The sequence below is a fragment of the Alloyangia pacifica genome (genome assembly GCF_020524285.1).
GTDB classification, from domain to species: Bacteria; Pseudomonadota; Alphaproteobacteria; order Rhodobacterales; family Rhodobacteraceae; genus Salipiger; species Salipiger pacificus_B.
Genome location: NZ_JAIVKX010000007.1, coordinates 1 through 16327 on the forward strand (window position 1 = coordinate 1; position 16327 = coordinate 16327).

The 16327-nt window shown below is 65.0% G+C and carries 14 protein-coding genes and 1 tRNA gene; 5 read left to right on the forward strand and 10 right to left on the reverse strand.

Going from position 1 to position 16327, the window contains the following annotated elements; genetic code table 11:
* Window positions 1-1013 precede the first annotated feature (1013 nt).
* Window positions 1014-1100 (reverse strand) — tRNA-Leu (locus tag LC039_RS10165).
* A 148-nt stretch (window positions 1101-1248) separates the two neighbouring features.
* Here LC039_RS10165 and LC039_RS10170 point away from each other — a divergent pair.
* Both LC039_RS10170 and LC039_RS10175 read left to right on the forward strand, forming a co-directional pair.
* Window positions 1249-2232 carry a complex I NDUFA9 subunit family protein gene (locus tag LC039_RS10170; protein ID WP_226623817.1) on the forward strand — a complete coding sequence of 328 codons (984 nt, stop codon included), beginning with the start codon at window positions 1249-1251 and terminating at the stop codon, window positions 2230-2232.
* Window positions 2233-2316: 84 nt separating this feature from the next.
* A complete protein-coding gene (locus tag LC039_RS10175) occupies window positions 2317-2763 on the forward strand; it encodes a GFA family protein (protein WP_226623819.1) in 447 nt (148 codons plus the stop codon).
* A gap of 78 nt (window positions 2764-2841) precedes the next feature.
* Here the strand turns inward: LC039_RS10175 and gyrB are convergent, their stop codons facing one another.
* From gyrB to rpsT, 5 genes are all read right to left on the reverse strand, one after another.
* A complete protein-coding gene (gene gyrB / locus LC039_RS10180; RefSeq protein ID WP_226623820.1) occupies window positions 2842-5259 on the reverse strand; it encodes a DNA topoisomerase (ATP-hydrolyzing) subunit B in 2418 nt (805 codons plus the stop codon).
* 79 nt (window positions 5260-5338) lie between these two features.
* The gene (recF, locus tag LC039_RS10185; RefSeq protein WP_226623821.1) at window positions 5339-6445 is read right to left on the reverse strand and encodes a DNA replication/repair protein RecF; all 1107 of its coding nucleotides are present in this window, start codon (window positions 6443-6445) and stop codon (window positions 5339-5341) included.
* Between the two features lie 115 nt (window positions 6446-6560).
* Complete coding sequence (dnaN, locus tag LC039_RS10190) at window positions 6561-7679, reverse strand: DNA polymerase III subunit beta (protein ID WP_226623822.1); 1119 nt, start codon at window positions 7677-7679, stop codon at window positions 6561-6563.
* A 152-nt stretch (window positions 7680-7831) separates the two neighbouring features.
* Entirely contained in the window at window positions 7832-9226 is a 1395-nt protein-coding gene (gene dnaA / locus LC039_RS10195) for a chromosomal replication initiator protein DnaA (protein WP_226623827.1), read from the reverse strand.
* A 539-nt stretch (window positions 9227-9765) separates the two neighbouring features.
* Window positions 9766-10029, reverse strand: coding sequence for a 30S ribosomal protein S20 (gene rpsT / locus LC039_RS10200; RefSeq protein WP_226624327.1), 264 nt, complete (start codon window positions 10027-10029; stop codon window positions 9766-9768).
* A 301-nt stretch (window positions 10030-10330) separates the two neighbouring features.
* Between rpsT and LC039_RS10205 the strand changes: the two genes are divergently transcribed.
* On the forward strand, window positions 10331-10513 hold the full coding sequence (locus tag LC039_RS10205; RefSeq protein ID WP_226623829.1) for a hypothetical protein: 183 nt from the start codon (window positions 10331-10333) through the stop codon (window positions 10511-10513).
* Window positions 10514-10599: 86 nt separating this feature from the next.
* Here LC039_RS10205 and LC039_RS10210 read toward each other — a convergent pair whose 3' ends face one another.
* The gene (locus LC039_RS10210; RefSeq protein WP_226623830.1) at window positions 10600-11376 is read right to left on the reverse strand and encodes an enoyl-CoA hydratase; all 777 of its coding nucleotides are present in this window, start codon (window positions 11374-11376) and stop codon (window positions 10600-10602) included.
* A 64-nt stretch (window positions 11377-11440) separates the two neighbouring features.
* Window positions 11441-12292, reverse strand: coding sequence for a bifunctional DNA-formamidopyrimidine glycosylase/DNA-(apurinic or apyrimidinic site) lyase (gene mutM, locus LC039_RS10215; protein ID WP_226624329.1), 852 nt, complete (start codon window positions 12290-12292; stop codon window positions 11441-11443).
* 81 nt (window positions 12293-12373) lie between these two features.
* On the opposite strand from mutM, the gene ubiE reads away from it, so the two are divergent.
* Window positions 12374-13126, forward strand: coding sequence for a bifunctional demethylmenaquinone methyltransferase/2-methoxy-6-polyprenyl-1,4-benzoquinol methylase UbiE (gene ubiE / locus LC039_RS10220; RefSeq protein WP_226623832.1), 753 nt, complete (start codon window positions 12374-12376; stop codon window positions 13124-13126).
* 1 nt (window position 13127) lies between these two features.
* Window positions 13128-14660, forward strand: a complete 1533-nt coding sequence (ubiB, locus tag LC039_RS10225; protein WP_226623834.1) for a 2-polyprenylphenol 6-hydroxylase — start codon at window positions 13128-13130, stop codon at window positions 14658-14660.
* A gap of 49 nt (window positions 14661-14709) precedes the next feature.
* Here ubiB and LC039_RS10230 read toward each other — a convergent pair whose 3' ends face one another.
* Together LC039_RS10230 and LC039_RS10235 are read right to left on the reverse strand one after the other, a co-directional pair.
* A complete protein-coding gene (locus tag LC039_RS10230) occupies window positions 14710-15378 on the reverse strand; it encodes a flagellar hook capping FlgD N-terminal domain-containing protein (protein WP_226623836.1) in 669 nt (222 codons plus the stop codon).
* Window positions 15379-15391: 13 nt separating this feature from the next.
* Window positions 15392-15850 carry a flagellar hook-length control protein FliK gene (locus LC039_RS10235; protein WP_226623838.1) on the reverse strand — a complete coding sequence of 153 codons (459 nt, stop codon included), beginning with the start codon at window positions 15848-15850 and terminating at the stop codon, window positions 15392-15394.
* Window positions 15851-16327 lie beyond the last annotated feature (477 nt).

Consider the following 16327-nt stretch of genomic DNA (forward strand, 5'->3'; position numbering starts at 1 on the left):
GCTCGGTTGTCCTTGACGTTCGAACCTCAGCACATCTTTGACTGCATCACCGACGAACCGGGAAGGTCCGCGGCTGCTCCACCCGGCTAAGGAAAGGAGCGCAATCAAACTTTCTGTTTCTCGTGCTTCAGTACCAAAGGCACCGAAGACCGACAAACAGTGAAGCTGACACTTCATTATCGCGCTACCGCTTTGCTACTTGAGCGCTACGGCGTTGCTAGAAGCGTTGATATGCTAGGCTTGATCCATCGAAATGAACCAGTGCCGCCCGCATATCTCTTCAGATATCTGCGATGTCAAAGAGCGTGAGAGACAAAACCAGACCAGTGCGCCCTAACTTCCGGCGCGCCCGCCTGCCCGTCTCTCGAATTCCTGTCCGCCTCGTCTGCGCCAGCCCCGCGTTTCCGCTCGCCGCCGCCCCGTCTGGCGTCCCGTTCAGCGCCTCAGCGCCGCCGGTGAGGGGCTATTTACGTACTCCACGCTGGACCCGCAACCCCTTTTTTCAATTTTCGTCATAAAAAATGCATAGAGGTCGGAAACCGCATAAAATCAGGGCTCGCGGCGGAGCGGAGCAGCAGGCCCCCCAAACCCTCAAGGATGCCGCGGGCCCGTGCTCGGCGGGGCGCCGCTGCGCCCCGGGAGAAACATGACAGCGCCGAGACACCCACAGCCGAGACACCCTGCGAGGAGTGACCTGGTTCAGCGCGCCAGCCTGAGTCCTTGGGCGGACCCGGGCAGGCCAGAAAGCGGCCGCGGGATTCCTGCCTCCTATATATGACTGAGACCTTGGGCCCAGCCCACCGCTCGACGCCCAGATCGGCCCGGCGATTCACCATCCATGAGGCGGGATCCTCACCCTCGCGGACCCAGCCCGAGCAGAGACCACCAGGATCTAGAAGCCCGACAGCCCGCGAGCGCACATATGGAGAGACGTTTGGACTTTGACCGCATCAGAGCCGTCAGGCCAGAAAACCAAAACCCCCGTGAAATCCGAAGATTTCACGGGGGTTTAATGGTGCCCAGGAGAGGACTCGAACCTCCACGGCCGTTAAGCCACTGGTACCTGAAACCAGCGCGTCTACCAATTCCGCCACCTGGGCACAGGTGGTGAGGGGGCGTTTAAATATGTCCGCAGGGAGTGTCAACGCAGTTTTTTCGATTTCTTCAACTTCCCCGACGGAGCCGCCTTGCCCGGTCCCGGACGGGCCGGTATTCAAGGTTTCAGAACCTCGGAGTAGGAGTAGCCAGATGAGCAAGCTCGTCACCATTTACGGCGGATCCGGATTTGTCGGTCGCTATGTCGCCCGCCGCATGGCCAAGCTCGGCTGGCGCGTCCGTGTCGCTGTCCGCCATCCCAACGAAGCGCTCTTCGTGAAGCCCTACGGCTCGGTCGGCCAGGTCGAGCCGGTCTTCTGCAATATCCGCGACGACGAGTCGGTGCGCAGCGTGATGCAGGGCGCGGATGCGGTGATGAACTGCGTCGGCACCTTCGACGCGCGCGGCAAGAACAGCTTCGACGCGGTGCAGGTCGAGGGCGCGGCGCGCATCGCCCGCATCGCCGCCGAGCAGGGTGTCGAAGCGCTGGTGCATATCTCGGCGATCGGCGCCGACAAGGTGAGCGCCAGCGGTTACGCCCGGACCAAGGCGCTTGGGGAAGAGGCGGTTCTGGACGCCTTCCCCGGCGCGATGATCCTGCGGCCTTCGGTGATCTTCGGAATGGAGGACCAGTTCTTCAACCGCTTTGCCTCGATGTCCCGAATGGGGCCGGTGCTGGCGCTGGTCGGAGCGGACAGAAACTTCCAGCCGGTCTACGTGGACAATGTCGCCGAGGCCGCCGAGAAGGGGCTGACCGGCACTGCTGACGCGGGCATCTACGAGCTCGGCGGTCCCGAGGTGAAGAGCTTCCGCGCTTTCATCGAAGAGATGCTGACCGTCATCCGCCGCCGCAAGATGCTGGTGAACCTGCCCTACGGCCTCGCTTCTTTCATCGGGCGCGTGTCGGAATTCCTGCAGCGGATCACCGGCGGGCTGTTCACCGCACCGATCACCCGCGACCAGGTGGTGATGCTGCGGAAGGACAACGTGGTGTCCGAGGGCGCCAAGGGTCTTTCCGATCTCGGGATCAGCGCCGTCGCCCCCGAGGCGGTGATGCCCGACTACCTGTGGCGCTTCCGGCCCGGCGGGCAATATGACGCCATCAAAGAATCGGCCGCGCACCTGCGGACCGAGTGAGATCAGAAAGCCGGCCCCGGGGCCGGCTTTTTCTTTTGCCGGGCTGCTTCTTTGTCCCGGTCACGGGCGCGAGAGGAGACCGCGATGACCGAGCTTCCCCAGATCGGGAGCTGCCGCTGCGGCACGCTGCAGCTCGAAGTGAGCAAACCCCCGATGATGACTGCCGCCTGCCATTGCCGTGGCTGCCAGAAGATGAGCGCCAGCGCCTTTTCCCTGACCATGATGGTGCCTCCTGACGGGGTCAGGCTGATTGCCGGAGAGGCGGTGAAGGGGGGGATCAAGGGGCCGCAGCTTGATCATTACATGTGCCCCGAGTGCGGGACGTGGATGTTCACCCGGATCAGCGGGGTCGACGCCTTCGTGAACGTGCGCCCCATCCTGTTCGACGTGCCCGAGTGGTGCCTGCCCTTCATCGAGACCATGACCGGCGAAAAGCTGGACTGGGCACAGACGCCCGCACGGCACAGCTACGACGGGTTCCCGCCCGAGACGGACTTCCCGATGCTGCGTCAGGACTTCGCGCGGCGGTAGGGGCCCATCCCGCGCTTGCAACGGAAAACGGCGCGCAGTCCCCTGCGCGCCGCTCCCTATTCTACTCGTCCGACAGGATCAGAAGTCGAGGTTCTCCACGCTCAGCGCGTTCTGCTGGATGAAGTCGCGGCGCGGCTCGACCACGTCGCCCATCAGCTTGGTGAAGAGATCGTCGGCCTCGGCCATGTCGTCGATCTTCACCTGCAGTAGCGTGCGCGCATCCGGGTCCAGCGTGGTTTCCCAGAGCTGGCCGGGGTTCATCTCGCCCAGACCCTTGTAGCGCTGCAGCGCGAGGCCCTTCTCGCCCTCTTCGAGGATCGCCTTCAGCAGGTCGAGCGGGCCGTAGACCGCCTGGCGGCGATCCTTGCGCTCCAGCACGGCCGGCGCGCTGTAGACCGCCTGCAGCGCCTGGGTGAAGCTGCCGGTGCGGCGCGCCTCGCCCGAACGAAGCATGGCCCCGTCCAGCGTCCGCACCTCTTCGACGCCGCGCAGGATGCGGGCAAGACGGATGCCGCGGTCCTGGGTGATGCGTCCCTGCCAGCCCTTCTCGTATTCCAGCGCGATCAGGTCGAGCCGCTGCGCCACCTTGTCGGCCACGCCCTGCAGGTCCGATTCCACCGCGCCCGGCACGAAGCCGCCGGCGATCGCCGCCTGCTCGAGGATGTGCCGCGGGTAGTGGGTCGGGAAGGCATCCAGCACGCGCTTGAGCTGACGCGCCTCGTCGATGACGCGCACGAGATCCTGGCCGGCGATCACCTCGCCATTGGCCAGCTTCAGCCCCGCGCCGTCGATGCCCTGGTTGATCAGGTACTCGTCGAGCGCGTTCTGGTCCTTCACGTAGACCTCGGACTTGCCGCGGGTCACCTTGTAGAGCGGCGGCTGCGCGATATAGAGATAGCCGCCCTCGATCAGCTCCGGCATCTGCCGGTAGAAGAAGGTCAGCAGCAGCGTCCGGATGTGCGCACCGTCGACGTCGGCGTCGGTCATCAGGATGATCTTGTGGTAGCGCAGCTTCTCGATGTTGAACTCGTCGCGGCCGATGCCGGTGCCGAGCGCCATCACCAGGTTGCCGATCTCCTGGCTGCCGAGCATCCGGTCGAAACGCGCGCGCTCGACGTTGAGGATCTTGCCCTTCAGCGGCAGGATCGCCTGGGTGCCCCGGTCACGCCCGGTCTGCGCCGAGCCGCCCGCGGAGTCACCCTCGACGATGAACAGCTCGGTCTTGGACGGGTCCTTCTCGGAGCAGTCCTTGAGCTTGCCGGCGAGGTAGTTCACGTCCATCGCGGTCTTGCGGCGGGTCAGCTCGCGGGCCTTGCGCGCGGCCTCGCGGGCCAGCGCCGCCTCGACGATCTTGCCGACGATCCGCTTCGCCTCGTTGGGGTTCTCCTCGAACCACTCGGCGAGACGCTCGTTCATCATCCCCTCGACCGCCGGGCGCACCTCGGACGACACCAGCTTGTCCTTGGTCTGCGAGCTGAATTTCGGGTCCGGCACTTTCACCGACAGCACGCAGGTCAGACCCTCGCGCGCGTCGTCGCCGGTGAAGGAGACCTTCTCCTTCTTGGCGATGCCGGACGCCTGCGCGTAGTTGTTGATCGTGCGGGTCAGCGCGCCGCGGAAGCCGGCCACGTGGGTACCGCCGTCGCGCTGCGGGATATTGTTGGTGAAGGGCAGCACCATCTCGTTGAAGCTGTCATTCCACCACATGGCGATCTCGACACCGATGCCGTCCTTTTCCCCGGTCATGTAGATCGGGTCGGTCATCACCGGCTGCTTGGAGCGGTCGAGATACTTCACGAACTCCTTCACGCCGCCCTCGTAGTGCAGCTCGGTCTTCAGCGGCTCGGCGGGGCGCTCATCCTCGAGAATGATGCGCACGCCCGAGTTCAGGAAGGCCAGCTCGCGCAGGCGCTTCTCGAGGGTCTCGAAGCTGTAGTCGAGGTTGCTGAAAGTGTCGGTGGAGGCCAGGAAGCGCACCTCGGTGCCCTTCTCGCCCTCAGCTTCGCCGACCACGCGCAGGTGCTCGACCGTCTCGCCGTGCTCGAAGCGCGCGTAGTGCTCCTTGCCGTTGCGCCAGATGCGCAGTTCCAGCCAGACCGACAGCGCGTTCACCACCGAGACGCCCACGCCGTGCAGACCGCCCGAGACCTTGTAGGAGTTCTGGTCGAATTTCCCGCCGGCGTGCAGCTGGGTCATGATGACCTCGGCCGCCGAGACGCCCTCTTCCTGGTGAAGATCGACGGGAATGCCGCGGCCGTTGTCGCGCACCGAAACCGAGTTGTCGGCGTGGATTTTCACCCGGACAGCGTCCGCGTGACCCGCCAGAGCCTCGTCGATGCCGTTGTCCACGACCTCGTAGACCATGTGGTGCAGGCCCGAGCCGTCATCCGTGTCCCCGATATACATGCCGGGGCGTTTGCGAACAGCCTCCAAGCCTTTGAGAACTTTGATGGAATCCGCGCCGTATTCCTGCGGTGCGCTTGCCGGTTCGGCCATGCCGCGATCCTTCATGATTTTTGTTGGTTTTATACGGTGTTCGGGCCCGATTGTCACGCCGCTGACACAAGATTTGGTGTCAAAGCGTGCGGTTTTCAACCAAAGATTGCCCGTCCCGCTCGATGACTTCCAGGTGCTGCGCGCGCCCCTCCAGCTCGGCGAAAAGTTCCGGCCCGGTGCCGGTCATCCAGGCCTGCGCTCCAAGTGCGCAGATCTCGTCGTAGAGCGCCGCGCGGCGGCCCGCGTCGAGATGCGCCGCCACCTCGTCGAGCAGCAGGATCGGCGCCGCGCCGGTCTCCAGCGCCAGGGCGCGGGCATTGGCGAGGATCAGCGAGATCAGCAGCGCCTTCTGCTCGCCGGTCGAGCAATCCTCGGCGGGCACGCCCTTGGCCGCGAAGGTGCCGCGCAGGTCGGCGCGGTGCGGCCCGACCAGCGTCCGCCCCGCCCCGAGGTCGCGCGGGCGGCTTGCCTCCAGCGCGGCACGGAGCTCGGCGGTGTCCTCGGGCGTGGGCGTCTCGGCATCGACCAGTTCCAGCTCGGCGGCGGGAAACTGCGTCTCGGCCCCGGCCTGGGCCTCGGCCAGCCGCGCCAGTGCCGCGCGGCGGTTGGCCTGCAGCGCCGCACCCGCCTCGGCCATCTGCCCCTCCAGCGCCGCGTACCAGAAGCCGTCGCGCACCTGGTCGCGCAGCAGCCGGTTGCGTTCGCGCATCGCCTTCTCGTAGCCGAGGCTCAGTTCGGCATGGTCGGGAAAGAAGCTCAGCGTCATCCGGTCGAGGAAGCGCCGCCGCCCCTCCGGCCCCTCGATCCACAGCCGGTCCATCGACGGGATCAGCCAGAGCACGCGCGCCAGCCGGCCAAGCGCCACCTGCGGCGCCGCCTTGCCGTCGATCTGCACCTGCCGGGCGGCGCCGGCCTCCGAGCGGAAAGTGAGCTCGTGCAGCGCGTCGCCGGTCTGCAGCAGCCCCTCGATCTTCCACCCCAGCGCCTCGGGGCGGCGGACCATCTCCTGCGCCGAGGCCCGCCGCATGCCGCGGCCCGGCGAGAACAGCGAGACCGCCTCGAGGATATTGGTCTTGCCCGCGCCATTGGGGCCGTGCAGCGCCACGGGGCGCGCGTCCACCTCGAGCTCGGCACCATGGTGCGAGCGGAAATGCGACAGGGTCAGGCGGGTGAGATACAGGGACATGGCTCAGGCGGTAGCGCGGGCACGATCCCCGCGAAAGGACGTATTTCAGGAATCACGAAAGGCAGAAGCATAGCCCCTGCCTTTCGATGAATGACGGATGCTCAAGATCGGAGCGTCAGACGCGCATCGGCATGACGACGTAGACGGCCGAGGTGTCGGTGCCTTCGCGCATCAGGGTCGGATCGCCCGAGGAGTTGAACATGAAGACGGCGTTCTCGCGGTCCACCTGGCTGGCGATCTCCAGCAGGTACTTCGCGTTGAAGCCGATCTCCAGCGGCTCATCGCCATAGGCCACTGCCAGCTCTTCCTCGGCGGCGCCGCTGTCGGGCGCATTGACCGAGAGCACGAGGCGGTCCTCGTCGAGCTGAAGCTTCACGGCGCGCGATCGTTCCGACGAAACGGTCGCCACGCGGTCCACCGCCTTGGCGAACTCGCCCGCATCGACCTCGAGCCGGCGGGTGTTGTTCATCGGGATGACCCGCGAGTAGTCCGGGAAGGTGCCGTCGATGACCTTGGAGGTCAGCGTGATGTCGGGCGTGGCGAAGCGCACCTTTGTTTCCGAGACCGAGACGGCGATGTCCATATCGTCCTCGTCGAGCAGCTTGCGCAGCTCGCCCACGGTCTTGCGCGGCACGATCACGCCGGGCATCGCTTCCGCACCAGCAGGGAGCGGCGCGTCGATGCGCGCGAGGCGGTGGCCGTCGGTGGCGACGCAGCGCAGCATCCGGCCCTCTTCGCTCTCGGCGACATGCATGTAGACGCCGTTGAGGTAGTAGCGGGTTTCCTCGGTCGAGATGGCGAACTTCGACTTGTCGAAGAGACGGCGCAGCACCTCAGCCTTGGCGGTGAAGTTCGACGAGTACTCCGAGGACGCCATGACCGGGAAGTCTTCCTTGGGCAGCGTCGCAAGGCTGAAGTTCGAGCGGCCCGCGGCCACGGTCAGGCGACCTGCGGCATTGTCGGCGGTCAGCTGGACCAGCGCACCGTCGGGCAGCTTGCGCACGATCTCGTGCAGGGTCACCGCCGAGACTGTGGTGGCTCCGGCCTGTTCGACCACGGCGGGGGCGCGGTCGAGTACTTCGATGTCGAGATCGGTTGCACGGAAGCTGGCAGTGTTGCCCTCGGCCTCGATCAGCACGTTGGCCAGGATCGGGATGGTGTTCCGGCGCTCGACCACCGATTGTGCCTGGCTGACTGCCTTGAGCAGCGTCGCCCGTTCTATGCTGACTTTCATCGCCCTGTTCCTCGGTTGGTCGAAGGGGTAGCCTGGCGGATCCGCGAAGCTACTCCAAATTCTTTTGCTGATTGATCCGATGGATTGTCTGCAGCGTCAAGGCCGCGGGGCCGCCCGAAGGCAGCCCCGTTTGCGAATGTGGTCGTGCGGTCTCAGGCTTCCAGCGCGCGGCGCAGCAGCTCGATGTCGTCGGCGATCTGGCTGTCCTGCATGCGCAGGTCCTCGATCCGCTTCACGCCGTGCATGACCGTGGTGTGGTCGCGCCCGCCGAAACGGCGGCCGATCTCGGGCAGCGAGCGGGCGGTGAGCTGCTTGCACAGGTACATCGCCACCTGGCGCGGGCGGGCGAAGTTGCGCACGCGCTTGGGCCCGATCAGGTCGGAAAGGCGGATGTTGTAGTGATCCGCGACCTTGCGTTGGATTTCCTCGATCGAGATCTTGCGGTCCGAGGCGCGCAGCACGTCCGCGAGGCAGTCCTGCGTCAGCTCCATGGTGATCGGCTGGCCGACCAGCGAGGCGAAGGCGAACAGACGGGTCAGCGCGCCTTCGAGCACGCGCACGTTGGTCGAGATGCGATGCGCCAGGAACTCGAGGATGCCATCGTCGATCTGCAGCGACGGGTACTGCTTGCGATAGGTGTCGACCTTCGACTGCAGGATGCCGAGGCGCAGCTCGTAGTCGGTCGGGTGCAGGTCGACCACGAGGCCGGACTGCAGGCGCGAACGGATGCGGTTCTCGAGATCCTTGATCTCGTCGGGCGCGCGGTCGGCCGAGATGACGATCTGCTTGTTCTGGTCCACCAGCGCGTTGAACGTGTGGAAGAACTCTTCCTGCGTCGAGTCCTTGCCGGCGATGAACTGCACGTCATCGACCATCAGAACGTCGACCGAGCGGAACAGCTCCTTGAAGTCCATCATGCGACGCTCGCGCAGGGCCTGCACGAAGCGGTACATGAACTGCTCCGCCGACAGGTACAGCACGTTCAGGTCGGGCCGGCGGTTGCGCAGCTCCCAGGTGATCGCGTGCATCAGGTGCGTCTTGCCGAGGCCCACGCCGCCGTAGAGGAACAGCGGGTTGAAGGTCACGGTCTCGGCCTCCGCCACGCGGCGCGCGGCGGCATGGGCGAGCTCGTTGGGCTTGCCGACGATGAAGTTGTCGAAGGTGAACCGCGCGTCGAGCGGCGCGCTCGGCAGCAGGTCACTTCCGGCCTGCGCGGCCTGGCCGTTGGCACTCGCCTGGGCCGGCTGCTCCGGCTGCGCCGAAACCGGGCGCGGGCTCGGACGGCCCGCCGCCGGACGCGGCGCGTTGCTCACACGGAACTGCAGGCGGCGTACCTGCGAATCCAGCGTGGAGATCTGCGACAGCAGCAGGTCTCCGAAATTTTGCGACACATAGGTGCCGATAAAATTCGTTGGTGCCAGGAAGACCGCCACCCCGTCGGCTTCCAGACCTTTATATTCGAGGGGCTTGATCCAGGTACGGTAATTGTTTTCCCCGATCGTGCTGCTCAGCCTGTCTTGCAGCGCACCCCATTGTTCCTGCGTCATTTATCCCCGCTCCGTGTCTTCACCGGTTCTTCTGTCCCTTGGGCAACACACACAAACGCGCCCATTCGAGACATCGTGGGGAAGCAAAATATGGCCCGATGCCGAACGGCATAGGTCAGGAAGAGTTTCCTCTGTCCCCGTGAATAAGCACACACGAACCGCCCCCGGGACTCCCAGCATCCCGAAGCGACCCCGCAAGGTGCACTACTCACCCATTTCACAATTGGACTGGCAGGATGAAATCACCCCAGTTTCGGCGTCCTTTTCGTCAGACGACCGAAGCGACGGAAACGAATCCACATTTCATGTGGTGTAGTCCCCGATTGCCTGTCCCCCCAGCGATGTGACTCGCCTGATGAAATTACTCCTGTTCTGAGAAGGGCAGCAACCGAACTTCAAACTTGACTCAATGGAATCCGAAAAAAGAATCTCGGCCTTCAAAATATGGTGTGAGTCACGAAAAAAGGCACCACCAATGGCGATGCCTTTTCGATCACACACTTTTTAGGTGTGTCATTTCAGCCTAACACTTGACGTGATTAGGCGAGCGATTTCACCCGCGAGGAAAGGCGCGACATTTTGCGCGATGCGGTGTTCTTGTGGAAGACGCCCTTGGTCACGCCGCGCATCAGTTCGGGCTGAGCTGCGGCGAGCGCTGCGGCGGCTGCGTCCTTGTCGCCCGAAGCGATCGCTTCCTCGACTTTGCGCAGGTAGGTGCGGATGCGCGAACGGCGTGCTTTGTTGACGGCGTAGCGCTTCTCGTTCTGACGGGCGCGCTTCTTCGACTGGGGCGTATTTGCCATGATGATCGGTCCTGTGTCTGTGGACTTGCCTGTGAGCGACAAGGCCAGGGTCTGAATTTCGGACGTGCAATATCCACCAGACCCGGATCTGTCGTCGCCGGACCGATTCTTGCCTGAGCGGGCATCACACGCATGTAGCCGCGGCGCATAGCCCATTTTCCGCCGGTTGCAAAGGGGCCTGCAGCAAAACTTGGGGAAACGGCACGGAATCGGCTAGGATCGGTCTCCCAAGGCGTTTGCACACGACGTTTGCACACGACGTTTGCCAAGGGACGCTTCATACTGAAGGGAGGAGTCAGCCATGAACGCGATGCAGATCAACGAGGCCGCACAGGCCCTCTATCGGGCGCATGGTGCCCGGGCCGAGGCCGAAGCCGCCGCGAAAGTGCGCGAGAACGAAAGCAAGGGCGCGGCCGAGGAGGCGGAGAACTGGCGCGCCATCCAGGCCGCCATCCGCCAGGTCCGTGGGCCGCTGCAGTCCTGAGCGCCGCGAGCGGCGCATAAACCCAAAACGGCATGAAAAAAGCCTGTCCCCGCGCGGGGACAGGCCCGAATTCCCAGGACGCCGGCTCAGCGGTCGCGGAACTGCGGCGTGCGCTTCTCGAGGAAGGCCGACATGCCTTCCTTCTGGTCCTCGGTCGCAAACAGCGAGTGGAACAGGCGGCGCTCGAAGAGCAGTCCCTCGTCCAGCGTGGTCTCGAAGGCGCGATTCACCGCCTGCTTCGCGGCGATCGAGGCCAGCATGGATTTCTCGGCGATCTTCGCCGCGGCGCTCTGAGCCTCGTCCATCAGTTGCTTGACCGGCACGACGCGGCTCACCAGACCCGAACGCTCGGCCTCCTCGGCATCCATGAACCGCCCCGTCAGGTGCATGTCCATGGCCTTGGCCTTGCCGACGTAGCGCGGCAGACGCTGCGTGCCGCCGATCCCGGCGATGACGCCGAGGTTGATCTCGGGCTGGCCGAATTTCGCGGTCTCGGAGGCAATGATGAAATCGCACATCATCGCCAGCTCGCAGCCGCCGCCAAGCGCGTAGCCGCTCACCGCGGCGATCACTGGCTTGCGTACCTTCGCGACAGCCTCGGTGGCCGGCTCGAAGAAATCGCCGAGGTACATCTCGACAAAGCTCTTTTCCGACATCTCCTTGATATCGGCCCCGGCGGCAAAGGCCTTGGCCGAGCCGGTCAGGATGATGCAGCGCACCTTGTCATTGGCATCCGCCTCGGTCAGCGCCTGCGCTAGCTCGCCTAGAAGCTGGCTGTTCAGCGCATTGAGGGCGTCCGGGCGGTTCAGGGTAATTGTTGCAACGTCGTCGTCTACTTCGACGATAATCGTCTCATAGGCCATGACTTCGGGCTCCCGTCCGTTGGCATTGTCGCGCAGCCTTACCAACTTGACCCCTGCAATCAAGCTATCTTTGGCAGCTCGGACAGAAGAAGGACGAGCGCCCGGACTGCACGATCCGGTGTACCATGTTCGCGCAACCATCGTTGCGGCAGGGCTGGCCTTCGCGCCCGTAGACATCGAAGCTGTGCTGAAAATACCCAAGTTCCCCATCAGCTTGGCGGAAATCCTTCAGCGAGGATCCGCCCGCGGCGATGGCCTCCGTCAGCACCGTCCGGATGATCGGCACCAGCGACGCGATGCGCTTTTCGGAGATTCGGTTGACGCGGCGTGAAGGATGGATACCGGCGCGGAACAAGGCTTCGCAAACATAGATATTCCCCAGACCGGCAACAATCTTCTGATCCAGAAGCGCGGTCTTGATCGGCATGCTCCGCCCCTTCAGCGCGGCGATCAGGTGGGATTCGCTGAAGGTGTTGCCCAAAGGCTCCGGTCCGATGGCCGCCAGCAGCGGATGCGTCTCGGCCGTGGCCGTCTCCATCAGGTCCATCGCCCCGAAGCGGCGCGGATCGTTGAATGTGACGCGCGCGCCACTGGCCATCTCGAACACCACGTGGTCGTGTTTCTCGGGCGCGGGGTGTTCATGCACGAAACGCCCCAGCGGATCGCCGGAAATCAGCATCCGGCCGGACATGCCGAGATGGATCAGCAGCGTCTCGCCGGTGTCGAGATCGGCCAGGATGTACTTCGAGCGCCGCCGCAGCCGCAGCACCCGCGCGCCGGTCAGCCGCTCGGCCATGCGTTCGGGAAAGGGCCAGCGCAGGTCGGGCCGGTTCACCTTCGCCTCGGCGATCACCTGGTTTTCCATCACCGGGGCCAGCCCGGCACGGACGGTTTCCACCTCGGGAAGTTCGGGCATCACGGATCCTTTCCACTGGGCCGCATTGCAGCGCGGCGCGCGGGCTCTATAAGGAGTGTCGGACACAGGACGGCAAGGCCCATGACCAAAGAGACCGGAAAAACCACCCATTTTGGGTTCACCGACATCCCCGAGGAAGAGAAGGCCGGCCGCGTGCGCGGGGTCTTCGGGTCGGTCGCGTCGAAATACGACGTGATGAACGACGCCATGTCCTTCGGCATTCACCGCGTCTGGAAGGATGCGATGATGGATTGGCTGGCACCGCGCCCCGGGCAGAAGCTGCTCGACGTGGCCGGCGGCACCGGCGACATCTCCTTCCGTTTCCTCAAGCGCGCGGGCCACGGCCACGCCACGGTCTGCGACCTGACCGAGCCGATGCTGGTCGAGGGCCGCAAGCGCGCCGAAGCGGGCGCCATGTCTGACCAGCTCGACTGGGTGGTGGGCGATGCCATGGCCCTGCCCTTCGCCGACAACACCTTCGACGTCTACACGATCTCCTTCGGCATCCGGAACGTGACCCGCCCGCAGGAAGCCCTGAACGAGGCCTTCCGCGTGCTCAAACCCGGCGGGCGCCTGATGGTGCTGGAATTCAGCCAGATCCCCAACGAGCTGATGCAGAAGGTCTATGACCTGTATTCCTTCAACCTGATCCCCCGCATGGGCCAGGTGATCGCGGGCGATCGCGACAGCTACCAGTACCTGGTGGAATCGATCCGCAAGTTCCCCGACCAGGAAACCTTCCTCGGCATGGTGCGCGCGGCGGGCTTCGGCAACGCCAAGTACCGCAACCTGAGCATGGGAATCGCCTGTCTGCATTCGGGCTGGAAGATCTGACATGAAGGGTCCGCACAATATCTGGCGGCTGGTTCGCACCGGCGCCACCTTCGAGCGCACCGGCGCCATGGGCGTGGTGCTCGATGCGGTGGACGCGCCGCCGACCCTGCGCGCCGCCGCCCGCATCCTCGCCTGGCCGTTCAAGTGGCTCGGCTACGAGGGCGATCCCGCGATGCCGCCGGTGACCCGCGCGCTCACCGCGCTCGGCCCCGCCTACATCAAGTTCGGCCAGGTGCTCTCGACCCGCCCCGACGTGGTGGGCGAGGATCTGGCGAACCAGCTGCGCGTGCTGCAGGACAAGCTGCCTCCGTTCCCGGTCGAGGCCGCCAAGACCCAGGTCGAGGGTGAGCTCGGCGTGAAGGTCGACGAGATCTTCTCCGAGTTCAGCCCGCCCGTCGCCGCCGCCTCGATCGCGCAGGTGCACAGGGCGCGGCTGGCCGAGACCGGCGAAACCGTCGCGGTGAAGGTGCTGCGCCCGGGAATCGAGCGCGCCTTCCGCAAGGATATCGACGCCTTCTGGCTCGCCGCCGATGCGATCAACCTCCTGTCCCCCGCCTCGCGCCGGCTGCGTCCGCGCGACGTGATCGCCCATTTCGAGGGCGTGGTGAACGGCGAGCTGGACCTGCGGCTCGAAAGCGCCTCGGCCAGCGAGTTCGCCGCCAACACCGTCGACGACGACGGCTTCCAGCTGCCCGAGGTGATCTGGGGCCTTTCGGGCCGCCGGGTGATGACCATGAGCTGGGCCGAGGGCGTACCGCTTGGCGACAATGCCGCCATCGACGCTGCCGGCCACGACCGCGTGGCGCTCAGCGAGCGCGTGCTGCAGCTCTTCCTCAACCATGCCTTGCGGGACGGCTTCTTCCACGCCGACATGCACCAGGGCAACCTGAAGGTGGCGCCGAACGGTGACATCATCGCCTATGACTTCGGCATCATGGGGCATATCGACGAGTACACCCGCCGGGTCTACGCCGAGATTCTCTACGGTTTCATCCGCCGCGACTACCGTCGGGTTGCCGAGGTGCATTTCGAAGCCGGATACGTGCCCGCCGACCAGGATGTCGACGAGTTTGCCCGCGCCCTGCGCGCCGTGGGCGAGCCGATCTTCGGCATGGATTCGACCCGAATCTCCATGGGCCGGCTGCTCAACTACCTCTTCGAGGTGACAGAGCGTTTCGGAATGGAGACCCGGACCGAGTTGATCCTGCTGCAGCGCACCATGGTGGTGGTCGAGGGGGTTGCTCGCTCCCTCAACCCTCACATGAATATATGGAGCGTCGCACGACCTGTGGTCGAGCAATACATCAAGACCTCCATCGGGCCGCGTGCCGCGCTGCGCGATTTCGCCAAGACCGCCCGCGTTATGGCCCGCTTCGGCCCCCGCCTGCCCGGTCTCGTCGAAGAAGCGCTCATCCGTCAAACCCAGGGACTCGCCGACGAACTCGAGTCGAAATGGGCCCGGCGGCTTGGCTGGGGCATCGGTGGGCTGATCTCCGGGGCCGGGCTGACGCTGGTCCTGATGTCTATTCTCTAGATTTGGCACTTTGCGCATTCCCGGCCCATGAGCGCACCCCAAGGGGCGCTCACTCGATTGGGCGACGCACGGCTGTGACCTCTGATGCCGGGACCTGGGCGTTTCCGGGCAGCGTCAGGAGCACGCCGTCCTCCGCCCGGGTCACCTCGGAAATCCGCAGGTAAGAGAAGGCAGGCAGGCTTTCTGCCTGCACATCGTCCTGAACGATCTCGATCTCCACATGATAGAGCCCCTCCGGCAGCACCGCACCGGCGAGGTCACGCCCGTCCCAGAGGTAACTGCCGTCGCCCGGCGTCAGCGCAATACGGTTCCGCACGGCGCCCTCCTCATCGCGGATGGCCAGCACCGCGCTCTGCACGTCCTCCGGAACCTCGTACTCGAAAGTGACCTCCGATCCGTCAAAATAGGCGGCCTCGGCGACACGGGCCTCCAGCCCGATCCAGGAGACCAGCCTTTCGAATTCGCCATCGCTCGCACGAAGAGAGAGCCCGGTCAGCAGCTCGTTGGTGAGCACCTGTTGTTCAACAGCCGAAAAGCTGGCGAGCTGCGAGGCATATTCCGTCGCATCGACCGGGTTGAACGGATCCTGATTCCGGGCCTGGGTCGTCAGAAGTTGCAGGAATGTATCGAAGTCACTGGTCAATGCAGCCGCACCACTGACCTCCGCAGAGGACGCAGTCGGGGAGGTCGAGGTTTGGGAAACCGTTGAAATATCCATATCTCTCTCCAGCCTAGAGCCTGAGGTCGAGCCCATCCGTGGCAGCGGGCGGGGTGAGGGGAGGCGTTGCCACAGGGTCCGACTCGGCGACAGAGGCCCCGCTGCTGCTCCCCCCGCGCGCCCGTCTGGATCGGCGCTCATCCGAGAAGTCTAGCCTGCTGCCCTGATAGCCCGCCTCCGAGAGGTAGCGCGCCAGTTGGTCGGCATTGCGCCGCAGCAGATCGAGCGTCTCGGGCCGGTCGGCGCTGACCTGAAGGGCGACCCCCTGCTCGGACACCTGCATATGGAAGCGGACGCGCCCCAGTTCCTCGGGTTCGAGGCGCAGCTCCACGCGCGCGCCCTCCGCCGCCACGATGGCCTCCGCGACCTGACGCATCGGGCTCATTGAGTTCTGCGGGCGACCCACCGGGAACTGCTCACGGGGCAGCACCGACTCCTTGGCGGCAGCGTGCTGTACACCGGCCAGGCTCACCTCTTCGCCCGCGTCGCCCCGTTCCAGGCCATCCCCAAACCTTGAGACCTTTGGCCCCAGACCTGTTGGTGCCCAGGGACTGCCCGCTGGAACGCGGGCGTTGCCCGCACTCCCCGCACTGACCATTGCCGAGAGGGCTGACGACGCCCCCCCGGCCACCGTCCCCCCTGCGGTTGGCACGACCGTCTGCGCCGGAGTGATAGGGGTCTGCGGGTTGGCAGTCCGCGCTGACTGCTCCACCGCTGTCTCTGGACCCGAATCGGAGGAGAGGGGCACCTCCGCTTGTCCCCCCATCGAGTCAAAGAGTCGCGAACTTGGCATCCGATACGAGATACCTTCCGGCGCGGCAAAGGCATCCCGCCGCGGCATCCCTTCTCCCGCCATTTCAGGCATCTGCCGAGCCGTACCATCCACGAGGAAAGGCGTAGCAAAGCTACGCCCGGGATCAGTCGCGCTCTCCGCGAAGCGCGAATGGTG

Coding starts and splice junctions, on each gene's coding strand:
- LC039_RS10170 (WP_226623817.1), top strand. CDS start 1,249: ATGAGCAAGCTCGTCACCATTTACGGCGGATCCGGATTTGTCGGTCGC.
- LC039_RS10175 (WP_226623819.1), top strand. CDS start 2,317: ATGACCGAGCTTCCCCAGATCGGGAGCTGCCGCTGCGGCACGCTGCAG.
- gyrB (WP_226623820.1), bottom strand. CDS start 5,259: ATGGCCGAACCGGCAAGCGCACCGCAGGAATACGGCGCGGATTCCATC.
- recF (WP_226623821.1), bottom strand. CDS start 6,445: ATGTCCCTGTATCTCACCCGCCTGACCCTGTCGCATTTCCGCTCGCAC.
- dnaN (WP_226623822.1), bottom strand. CDS start 7,679: ATGAAAGTCAGCATAGAACGGGCGACGCTGCTCAAGGCAGTCAGCCAG.
- dnaA (WP_226623827.1), bottom strand. CDS start 9,226: ATGACGCAGGAACAATGGGGTGCGCTGCAAGACAGGCTGAGCAGCACG.
- rpsT (WP_226624327.1), bottom strand. CDS start 10,029: ATGGCAAATACGCCCCAGTCGAAGAAGCGCGCCCGTCAGAACGAGAAG.
- LC039_RS10205 (WP_226623829.1), top strand. CDS start 10,331: ATGAACGCGATGCAGATCAACGAGGCCGCACAGGCCCTCTATCGGGCG.
- LC039_RS10210 (WP_226623830.1), bottom strand. CDS start 11,376: ATGGCCTATGAGACGATTATCGTCGAAGTAGACGACGACGTTGCAACA.
- mutM (WP_226624329.1), bottom strand. CDS start 12,292: ATGCCCGAACTTCCCGAGGTGGAAACCGTCCGTGCCGGGCTGGCCCCG.
- ubiE (WP_226623832.1), top strand. CDS start 12,374: ATGACCAAAGAGACCGGAAAAACCACCCATTTTGGGTTCACCGACATC.
- ubiB (WP_226623834.1), top strand. CDS start 13,128: ATGAAGGGTCCGCACAATATCTGGCGGCTGGTTCGCACCGGCGCCACC.
- LC039_RS10230 (WP_226623836.1), bottom strand. CDS start 15,378: ATGGATATTTCAACGGTTTCCCAAACCTCGACCTCCCCGACTGCGTCC.